The organism is Salinivibrio sp. MA427, assembly GCF_001996115.1.
Classification (GTDB): Bacteria; Pseudomonadota; Gammaproteobacteria; order Enterobacterales; family Vibrionaceae; genus Salinivibrio; species Salinivibrio costicola.
Genome location: NZ_MUFH01000331.1, coordinates 1 through 2444, shown reverse-complemented (window position 1 = coordinate 2444; position 2444 = coordinate 1). Strand labels below are relative to the sequence as shown.

The following is a 2444-nucleotide window of genomic DNA, read 5'->3' as shown; positions in this document are numbered from 1 at the left end:
CTCGGATAGGAAAAAGCTGATTCTTCTAAAGGGTTGTAATGTGCCCAGCCGTGATCTCGAAGTGTGCGAACAGATGGAGAGAGTCCCTGTTCTCCTGCTGCTTTCATCAGTGCTATGGGACTATGATCGAATGTGGTATGTCCTTGATTATGAAGTTCTTCCCGCCAGATGGGCCAAAGCGGATTTTCGAGGTGGCATCCCAATACCACGTAGGCAAAAGCATGAGGCTTGAGAACTCTTTGAATGTTTGCTGCAAACTGGTTCAGATCCTGGATAAATGGCAACACTTCATGCGACAACACCAAGTCGACAGACTGATCGACAACTTTCTGCCATTCGTTCTCTCGCAAAATTTTGGCAGATGCCCCCTCACGCTGTAGACGTGCTTGGGCTATATCCCGTGCAGTTTTCATTGGCTCTACACCGATCAGGTGCAATGCCTTGAACTTTTTCCTTGAGAGTGAGAGAAGGCCACCTTGATGACAACCAATATCAAGAATTGTCCCTCCCTCATCAATCACGCGATCAGCTTTAACATGGCCTAATAGCGCAAGCCAAAAAAGCTTATTCCTCTTTTCTAGGGACGAATCTTCATCTCTACCAAACATGAAAATGTGTTTGATTTCAGCCATAGTTTATGGGCAACGCTGAGGGGCACAACTGCGAGCTTGTACGTCACCTGCTGTAGGGTCAATTCCGAAATGAGTTACGAAGAGGTCAAGTGATTTTTCGAAGGCCGCTTCCAGGTTGGCTCGATCTTCAGGCCCTCGCATACCAAAATAGGGGAAGTGATGTAAAAACTCTCCGAAAAGTATTTCACAATCTCTGGCATATGCGCGAGTATCAAGAATATGCGCGTGCCAAAACTCATCAATAGGGCCTGTAGGACATATTTTTTTTTCAGGGTAGCGCATATTTAGCGCAAGAAATTTCCGGTAAAGATCCTCAACTTCCCGGCAGAATTCGACTGTCCAGCCGTATTCCTCAACAAATTTCCGATTCAACATCGAGAAGTCAAGCGCTGCAACTTTCTCTAGCGCCGCAGACAGCTCAGAGTCTTTAATTATAAGCGACTGAGACTCTTCAAAACTCAGTGCAGTTGATGGAGTTACACCCATATACTTTTTCCTTGTATGTACGGTTTACGATGTAAGATGTATGTACAATTATACTCATAACTTTTACAAAGTTCAAACCAGTTTACAGGGAGCCTCTGGTTAACTCGCCAGAATTTGCGATAACTTCAGCCTAACGTCTGATTTCAGGGGATTATCATACAACAACTGTCTTTCACGGATGCCGAAAAGATCCACAAGAAACGAAAAACGCGTCGCCTTTGAAGGCAGCCGTTACGATCATCAAGACGCCGACGGCCAGAGTGTGGTCTCGAAACGCGCTCAAGACTACCCGCCTATTCGCCGTGCCATGGTACAGACCCACCCTGAAACCGGCCAAGAAGTGCTATTTATTAACGAGCAATTTACTCGCGCGATTGCCGACTGGCCAGAGGCTGATAGCCAACAACGGCTGGCGACACTGTTCAGTCAAGCACGCCAATCGAAATATCACGTTCGTTTTCGCTGGCAAAAGCATTCGGTGGCGATCTGGGATAATCGCGCCACCCAACACTACGCAGTAACCGATTATGGCGACGCGCCCAGACGATTGCACCGCGTCACCGTTCAGGGTGACAGTGCTCAGTAACATCTTATGGCGCTCAGACGCGGGTATATTGATACAGATTGTTGCGATGCTCATAAAGCATGATTTGGCTTTGCAGCCGAAACCCTAGCTTTTCAAGCAAACGGTTTGAAGGTTGGTTGTCCGGTAAGGTCACCGCCTGAACCGTAGTCAGTCCGCTCGCTAACAGAGTTGCTTCAAGCACCGCCTCGGCGGCTTCTGTGGCGTATCCTTGCCCGGTATAACGCGATAAAAACGCGTAGCCTAAATCTGGATATGCCAACTCATCGCGCTTGAGCACACCGCACATGCCGATGGGCTCACCATCTTCCCGCCGTTCCACCAGATTTAAACCAAAGCCATGTGCTTGATAACTTGCGAGCGGCCCGTGACGGAGATACTCGATCGCATCTTGCTCAGTACGCACCTTTTTATCCGCGATATAGCGTATAAACGACGCATCATTAAGCAGCTCCACAATAAACGGCGCATCGTCGAGTGTAAACTGTCGCACATTGAGCCTTTTTGACCGGCATATCAGTGTCATAAACCATTTACCTACTGAAACATCCTATCGCGCCATAATCGCATATTGGCACGAATAAGTATTTAGGCTGGCAGCCAACACTGATAAAAATCGGTCTTCGCGTGTTTGGGGTTGGCGCGAACAAATTCCCAGCCGTGCTGGCGGTAAAAGGTTAACGCACGATGGTTATCACGGCTTACAGATAGCAACGCTCGGCGACACCCCGCGTCTGCTAAGG

Annotated in this window: 4 protein-coding genes and 1 pseudogene; 1 reads left to right on the top strand and 4 read right to left on the bottom strand. The window is 48.3% G+C overall.

The features are described from left to right. Both BZG79_RS14100 and BZG79_RS14095 read right to left on the bottom strand, forming a co-directional pair. Window positions 1-632: class I SAM-dependent methyltransferase (locus BZG79_RS14100; protein WP_077774714.1), on the bottom strand; the 632-nt coding region annotated here is incomplete at its 3' end. Between the two features lie 3 nt (window positions 633-635). Further along, complete coding sequence (locus tag BZG79_RS14095) at window positions 636-1118, bottom strand: hypothetical protein (RefSeq protein WP_077774713.1); 483 nt, start codon at window positions 1116-1118, stop codon at window positions 636-638. A gap of 178 nt (window positions 1119-1296) precedes the next feature. Here BZG79_RS14095 and BZG79_RS14090 point away from each other — a divergent pair, with 178 nt between their 5' ends. Then, entirely contained in the window at window positions 1297-1704 is a 408-nt protein-coding gene (locus BZG79_RS14090) for a TauD/TfdA family dioxygenase (RefSeq protein WP_077774712.1), read from the top strand. 13 nt (window positions 1705-1717) lie between these two features. On the opposite strand, the gene BZG79_RS14085 is transcribed toward BZG79_RS14090, so the two are convergent. Further along, window positions 1718-2194 carry a GNAT family N-acetyltransferase gene (locus tag BZG79_RS14085; protein WP_347336596.1) on the bottom strand — a complete coding sequence of 159 codons (477 nt, stop codon included), beginning with the start codon at window positions 2192-2194 and terminating at the stop codon, window positions 1718-1720. A 95-nt stretch (window positions 2195-2289) separates the two neighbouring features. Beyond that, a pseudogene (locus BZG79_RS16795) lies at window positions 2290-2444 on the bottom strand (N-acetyltransferase); the annotation flags it as partial.

Bases quoted from the DNA above. Each gene is read 5' to 3' on its own strand.
- BZG79_RS14095 (WP_077774713.1), bottom strand. From the start codon at position 1,118: ATGGGTGTAACTCCATCAACTGCACTGAGTTTTGAAGAGTCTCAGTCG.
- BZG79_RS14090 (WP_077774712.1), top strand. From the start codon at position 1,297: ATGCCGAAAAGATCCACAAGAAACGAAAAACGCGTCGCCTTTGAAGGC.